Source organism: Nocardiopsis sp. NPDC055824, assembly GCF_053616335.1.
The window spans coordinates 1-6,964 of record NZ_JBSHDN010000275.1; the positions used below are offsets into that span (position 1 = coordinate 1).

Sequence of the window (6,964 nt, forward strand, 5' to 3'; positions counted from 1 at the left end):
GGGCGGCACCGCGCCCCGGCACGGTGCGCGTCCCCGTCCGGGGCTCCGGAGTCCGGCATAATCTGCGGGGGCGGGACCACCTGCGGTGTCCCCGCGGCGAGGGGCGCTCCTGCCCCGGCCGCGAAGCCCCGGGCGCACCGCGACCGCGTGGGACGCGCCCGTGTCCGACGGCGGAGGGTGGAAGGCCAGTGGAACAGCAGGAGGGCGCGCCGGCGCCGGACCCCCGGGGATCCGGGGTGGACATCGGACCCATGGCGGTGGAGCACCTTCCCGCGGTCCTCGACCTGGGACACCGGGTGTTCGAGACGAGCGCCCTGCCGTACACCTCCTGGTCGCTCACGGCGGCCGCCGGCCACCTGGACAGCCCCCGCTCCTCCTGCCGGGTGGCGCTGAGCGGCACGCGGGTCGTCGGGTTCGTCCTCGGCTCGATGGGCTTCGAGCACCGCGACGACTGGGGCTACATGGAGTGGATCGCCGTGGACCCCGGCCTCCGGGGCCACGGGATCGCCGGACGCCTGGTCCGTGAGTGCTGCGCGGGGCTGGAGGCCCTCGGGGCGTCCCGGATCCTCACCGACGTGGAGACGGGCAACACGGCCTCCCTCGCCCTCATGCGCGGCAGCGGGTTCTCGGAGAACACCACCGTCATGTACCTCGAACGGCGGGTCGGGCCGGAGCGGTAGCGCCGCGGGCGCCTTCCCGCGGGAGGACCATCCGCCGCCGGTGGAACCGGGGCGGACGCCGGGCCGACAGGCGCCCCGGCCGTCACCCGGCGTGCACGCCGCGGGGCCTCTCCCCGGGGCCTGCCCCCCCGACCGGCCGGAGACCCCGCGGCGCGGAGGACTCCCCTCCGCGGGCCCGGGAGCGCAGGAGCGCTCCTTCCGGGAGCGCCCCCTCGGCCCCCGGCCGGAGCCGTGTGCCCTCCCCGCCCTGCGGGCGGACCGTCCCCGGTGGCGCGCCCCGCCGGGTCTTGCGCCGAGGGCCGTCGACCCGGGGCCGTTGCTGGCCGCCACCTGTAATCATCGCGCGTCAGAGAAACGAACTAACCGCCATAAAAGCTGATGAAAACCCCCTGAACGCCGCCCTCGATGGCAACTCTCCGTAGTTAAACCATCTCGGCATGTAGGGATGGTCACAGTGCGAGCCCCTTTTGGTTAGGTTAGGCTCCCCTTGCTTGGATTTCGCATCCCTGCACCGCATCGACGCAGTTCACCCCCTCATGCCCACATCCGGCCAACGGATGCCTTTGGCATGCCCGCCTTCAGGAGGACGACCCATGAACTTCCTCGCGAGGTCCGTTCAGGACCCGCCGACCGGGGGACGCGGCTCCACGGACGCCGGGGCCGACGACGCCCCCGATACCCCGCCCGTCCAGGGGACCGACCACCGGGCCCACCTCTTCGACGCCCACAGCGCCGAGCGCTACCGCGTCCTCGCCGGCTCCGCCGTGGACCGGGTCGCCGCCCGGATCGCCCGGGTGGACCGGCCGTTCACGGGGGCCACCGCCGAGGACCTCCGCCCCGGAATGGACAAGGTCGACCTGGACCGCCCGCTCGACGACCCTGCCGCCGCCCTGGACGAGCTCGAGCACCTCTACCTCGACGACGCCGTCTACTTCCACCACCCCCGCTACATGGGCCACCTGAACTGCCCCGTGGTCCTGCCCGCCCTGCTGGGCGAGACCGTCCTGTCCGCCGTGAACTCCTCCCTCGACACCTGGGACCAGAGCGCCGGCGGAACCCTCATCGAGCAGCGGCTGATCGACTGGACCGCCGGGCGCATCGGCTTCGGCGAGGACGCCGACGGGGTCTTCACCAGCGGCGGCAGCCAGTCCAACCTCCAGGCCCTGCTCATGGCCCGCGACGAGGCCCACGAGCGCCACGGGGGCCGCCTCTCCGAGCTCCTGCCGCGGATGCGCGTGCTGACGTCCGAGGCCGGGCACTTCAGCGTCGCCAAGTCGGCCGCGCTCCTCGGACTGGGCTACGAGTCCGTGATCACCGTGGCCTGCGACGACCGGCGCCGCATGCGCCCGGACGCCCTGGCGGCCGAGCTGCGCCGCTGCCTGCGGGAGGACCTGATCCCCGTCGCGGTGGTCGCCACCGCCGGGACCACCGACTTCGGCAGCATCGACCCCCTCCCCCGGATCGCCGACCTGTGCTCCCGCCACGGACTGTGGATGCACGTCGACGCGGCCTACGGCTGCGGACTGCTGGTCTCGCGCCACCGGCACCTGCTGAGCGGCGTCGAGCGCGCCGACTCGGTGACCGTGGACTTCCACAAGTCCTTCTTCCAGCCGGTCAGCTCCAGCGCAGTGGTGGTGCGCGAGGGTCGGTCCCTGCGCCACGTCACCTACCACGCCGACTACCTCAACTCCCGCTCCGACGGCAGCACCCCGGTCCTGGCCCCCAACCAGGTGGACAAGAGCCTCCAGACCACGCGCCGTTTCGACGCGCTCAAGCTCTGGCTGACCCTGCGCACGATGGGCGCCGAGGGCGTGGGCGCGCTCTTCGACAGCGTCCTGGACCTGGCCGCCGCCGGGTGGTCGCTGCTCGACGCCGATCCCCGGTTCACCGTGGTCACACGGCCCACACTCAGCACCCTGGTGTTCCGGTGCGCCCTGCCCGGGGTCGACGAGGAGACCGCCGACGGCGCCAACCGGTACGCGCGGGAGGCCCTGCTGGCCTCGGGCCGCGCCGTCGCCGCCCGCACCACGGTCGACGGCCGCCCGTACCTGAAGCTCACCCTGCTCAACCCCCGGAGCACGCGGGAGGACGTCGCCGAGGTCCTGGACCTGCTCGCGGGACACGCCCGGCACTACGCCGCCGAGCACGGCGCGGTGGCCAGAACCGGCGGCGCACCGTCCACCGCGCCGGCCGGCGCACCGCACGACCCCGCGCACACCTCCGGGAGGACCCGTTGACAGGCGACCACAGCCCCGGCGCACACGGCGGAGACCGCGTCCACGACTTCGCCGCGATCGGCCTCGGCCCCTTCAACCTCGGCCTGGCCTGCCTGAGCGCGCCCATCGCCGAGCTGGACGGCCTCTTCCTCGACCAGAAGCCGGAGTTCGACTGGCACAGCGGCATGCTGCTGGAAGACGCCGAACTGCAGACCCCGTTCATGTCGGACCTGGTCACCCTGGCCGACCCCACCTCGCCGTACTCCTTCCTCAACTACCTCAAGGAGTCCGGGCGGCTGTACCCGTTCTACATCCGCGAGCGCTTCTACCCCCTCCGCACGGAGTACAACGACTACTGCCGCTGGGCGTCCCGCAAGCTGGGCGACGCGGTCCGCTTCGGCCAGCGGGTCGACGCCGTCGAGTACGACCCCGAGCGGTCCCTCTACCTGCTGCACAGCACCGACACCGCGACCGGGGCGCCCGGCCTGCACCGCGCGCGCCGCCTGGTGCTCGGCACCGGGACCCCGCCCTACGTCCCCGAGTCCTGCCGGGGCCTGGACGGGGACGCCGTGCACAGCTCGGACTACCTGTACGCCGGGGAGGACCTCCGGTCCAAGCGGAGCATCACGGTGGTCGGCAGCGGCCAGAGCGCCGCCGAGATCTTCCACGACCTGCTCCAGGACGTGGACAGGCACGGCTACCAGCTCAACTGGGTCACGCGCTCGCCGCGCTTCTTCCCGCTGGAGTACACCAAGCTCACCCTGGAGATGACCTCCCCGGAGTACGCCGACCACTTCCACTCCCTCCCGGACGCCACCCGCGACCGCCTGGTGAGCTCCCAGAAGAACCTGTACAAGGGCATCGACACCGAGGTGATCAACGCGATCTACGACCTGCTCTACGTCAAGAGCAGGCTCGGCCCGCCCCCCGTGCGCCTGCTGACCGGCACCGAGGTCACCGGGGCCTCCCGGGCAGCGGAGCTGGACGGCTACCGCCTGGAGCTGCGCAACACCGACCAGGGACGCGACTTCACCCTGGACACGCAGGGGCTGGTCCTGGCCACGGGCTACCGGTACCGGCGGCCGGACTTCCTGGGGCCCGTCTCCGACCGGCTGGCCTGGGACGCGGCCGGGCGCTTCCGGGTGCGCCGCGACTACCGGGTGGACGCGGACGCCCACGGCCCCGGCGGGGACGCGGAGGGGCCGGGCGCGCAGGCCCCGCCCGGGGCGGTGTTCGTGCAGAACGCCGAGCTGCACACCCACGGGTTCGTCTCCCCCGACCTGGGAATGGGCGCCTACCGCAACTCCTACATCCTCCGCGCGATGCTGGGCCGCGAGCCCTACGCCGTGGAGCGCTCCATCGCCTTCCAGGAGTTCGGCGCGCCCGCGCCGCGGGACCCCGCGGCCCGGGACGGGGGCTCCGCTCCCGCGGGGCCGGACACCGAGCTGGAGGTGGTCGACCGATGAGCCGCCCCGCGCCTGCCGCCCGTTTCCCGGCCGGGCTGACCAGGGACGACCCCGAGCTGGGCCGGTTCGGTGTCCGCCCCGTCGACCCGGACGCCGACACACCGCTCCTCCACGGGTGGCTGACCGAGCCCCGGGCCCGCTTCTGGCTGATGACCGAGGCCGACGAGGAGGACGTGGCCCGCCAGTTCCGGGCCGTGCACGCCTCCGACCACGAGCAGGCCTACATCGGCGTGTGGAAGGGCCGGCCCGTCTTCCTCGCGGAGCTCTACTCGCCCGCGGACAGCGAACTGGCCCACCACTACGAGGTGCTGCCGGGCGACATCGGGATGCACTTCCTGGTGGCGCCCGCCGACACCCCGGTCCACGGGTTCACCCGCGCCGTCATCACGACGGTCATGGAGCTGGCCTTCGCGGCCCCGGGGGCCGAGCGCGTCGTCGTCGAGCCGGACGTGCGCAACCGACCCGTCCACGCGCTCAACGAGGCGGTGGGCTTCCGGGTCGAGTCCACCGTCTCCCTCCGGGAGAGCGGCAAGGACGCCTACCTGAGCACCTGTACCCGCGACCGGTTCCGCTCCGCCCTGGCGGCGGCCGCGCCCACGAGAGGAGTCGACAGATGACCGTCAGCCACCCCGGTGGGACATTCACGGCGGAGCCCTCCCCGGGCGTCCGCGCACCGGACCCCGCCGGCCCTGCGGCCGCAGCCCGGGAACGGCGGGCCCCTCGGCCGGCCGGGGCCCCGACCGACCCCCGCGAGGGCGTCGCCCACCTGTCCCCGGACCTGTGGGAGCGCGCCAACCGGCTGCTCGTCCGCAAGGCCCTGGCCGAGTTCTCCCACGAACGGCTGCTCACCCCCGAACGCGGCGCCGACGGCGCGTACACCGTCCGCTGCGACAGCGGGGCCGAGTACCGGTTCACGGCGCGTGTCATGGCCCTGGACCACTGGCGGATCGACGCCGACAGCATCGTCCGCCGCGCCCCCGGCGGCGACGGCTCCCCGGAGGCGACGGACACCCCGGACGCGCTGGAGCTCGTGCTGGACCTGCGCGACACCCTCGGTCTGGGGAAGGAGGTCCTGCCGGTCTACCTGGAGGAGATCACCAGCACCCTGGCGAGCAGCGCCTTCCGCATGGCGGGCGCGCAGCCGGACGCCGCGGAGCTGGCGCGCTCCGGTTTCCAGGCGATCGAGGCGGGGATGACCGAGGGCCACCCGTGCTTCGTCGCCAACAACGGGCGCCTGGGCTTCGGGTCCGACGAGTACCTGGCCTACGCCCCCGAGGCCGCGGCCCCGGTGCGCCTGGTGTGGGTGGCCGCGCGGCGCTCGCGCACCACCTTCTCCCACTCCGCCGACACCGACCCCGGCTCCTTCCTGCGCTCGGAGCTCGGCGACCGCGTCCTGGCCGCCTTCCACGCCGAGCTGGCCGGCCTGGGCCTGGACCCGGACGACTACCACCTGGTGCCGGTCCACCCGTGGCAGTGGTGGAACCGGCTCTCGGTGACCTTCGCCGCCGACCTGGCCCGCCGCGACCTGGTGTGCCTGGGGTACGGGCCGGACGAGTACCGGGCCCAGCAGTCCATCCGCACCTTCTTCAACGCCTCCGAGCCGGAGAGGCACTACGTCAAGACGGCCCTGTCGGTGCTGAACATGGGGTTCCTGCGCGGGCTGTCGGCGGAGTACATGGAGGCCACCCCGGCGATCAACGACTGGCTGGACGACCTGGTCGGGCAGGACCCGGTGCTGCGCGCGACCGGGGTCGGGGTGCTGCGCGAGCGCGCCGCGGTGGGCTACCGGACCTCGCACTACGCGCGGGCCGCCGCCAAGGGCTCGCCGTACCTGAAGATGATCGCCGGACTGTGGCGGGAGAGCCCGGTGCCGAGGCTCGGCCGGGGGGAGCGGCTCGCGACGATGGCGTCGCTGCTGCACACCGACGCGGACGGCGGCTCCCTCGCCGGGGCGCTCATCGCCGAGTCGGGCCTGGCCCCGGCCGTGTGGCTGCGCCGCTACCTGGACGCCTACCTGGTCCCGCTGCTGCACGCGTTCTACGGGCACGACCTGGTGTTCATGCCCCACGGGGAGAACGTGATCCTGATCCTGCGCGACGGGGTCCCCCAGCGGGTGCTGATGAAGGACATCGCCGAGGAGATCGTGGTGATGGACGCGGACGCGGAGCTGCCCGAGGCGGTGGAGCGCATCCGCGCCGAGGTCCCCGAGGACAAGCGGCTGCTGTCGCTCTTCACCGACGTCTTCGACTGCTTCCTGCGGTTCCTCAACGGCATCCTCGCCGACGAGGGCACCCTGGCGGAGGAGGACTTCTGGCGGACGGTGGCGGAGTGCGTCGCCGACTACCAGGCGTCGGTCCCGCACCTGTCCGAGCGCTTCGAGCGCTACGACGTGTTCGCGGACCGTTTCGCGCTCTCCTGCCTGAACCGGCTCCAGCTCCGCGACAACCGCCAGATGGTGAACCTGGACGACCCCGCGGGGGCCCTCCAGCTGGTCGGAACGCTGGAGAACCCGATCGCCGCCCACCGCCCGGGACGGGTCCCCCGGTAGGGCGTGCCCGGCGGGCGCCGCCCGCCGGACAGCAGTGTCCGCCCTTCCGCGCCC

General features: G+C 73.5%; 5 protein-coding genes. All 5 read left to right on the forward strand.

The genetic code is table 11. The features are described from left to right. Positions 1-236: 236 nt before the first annotated feature. The 5 genes from ACWGL3_RS29915 (at position 237) to ACWGL3_RS29935 (ending at position 6,910) form a co-directional block, all read left to right on the forward strand. Positions 237-680 (forward strand): N-acetyltransferase family protein, encoded by a 444-nt coding sequence (locus ACWGL3_RS29915; RefSeq protein ID WP_452462067.1) that lies wholly within the window; start codon positions 237-239, stop codon positions 678-680. A gap of 593 nt (positions 681-1,273) precedes the next feature. Further along, positions 1,274-2,917, forward strand: coding sequence for a pyridoxal phosphate-dependent decarboxylase family protein (locus tag ACWGL3_RS29920; RefSeq protein WP_267948724.1), 1,644 nt, complete (start codon positions 1,274-1,276; stop codon positions 2,915-2,917). Next, positions 2,914-4,362 (forward strand): lysine N(6)-hydroxylase/L-ornithine N(5)-oxygenase family protein, encoded by a 1,449-nt coding sequence (locus ACWGL3_RS29925; RefSeq protein WP_452462068.1) that lies wholly within the window; start codon positions 2,914-2,916, stop codon positions 4,360-4,362. Before ACWGL3_RS29920 ends, ACWGL3_RS29925 begins: the two co-directional genes overlap by 4 nt. Further along, positions 4,359-4,979, forward strand: coding sequence for a GNAT family N-acetyltransferase (locus tag ACWGL3_RS29930; RefSeq protein ID WP_267948722.1), 621 nt, complete (start codon positions 4,359-4,361; stop codon positions 4,977-4,979). The genes ACWGL3_RS29925 and ACWGL3_RS29930 overlap by 4 nt, the downstream gene beginning before the upstream one ends. Further along, a complete protein-coding gene (locus tag ACWGL3_RS29935; RefSeq protein WP_452462069.1) occupies positions 4,976-6,910 on the forward strand; it encodes an IucA/IucC family protein in 1,935 nt (644 codons plus the stop codon). Before ACWGL3_RS29930 ends, ACWGL3_RS29935 begins: the two co-directional genes overlap by 4 nt. Positions 6,911-6,964: the final 54 nt, after the last annotated feature.

Coding starts and splice junctions, on each gene's coding strand:
- ACWGL3_RS29935 (WP_452462069.1), top strand. CDS start 4,976: ATGACCGTCAGCCACCCCGGTGGGACATTCACGGCGGAGCCCTCCCCG.
- ACWGL3_RS29920 (WP_267948724.1), top strand. CDS start 1,274: ATGAACTTCCTCGCGAGGTCCGTTCAGGACCCGCCGACCGGGGGACGC.
- ACWGL3_RS29930 (WP_267948722.1), top strand. CDS start 4,359: ATGAGCCGCCCCGCGCCTGCCGCCCGTTTCCCGGCCGGGCTGACCAGG.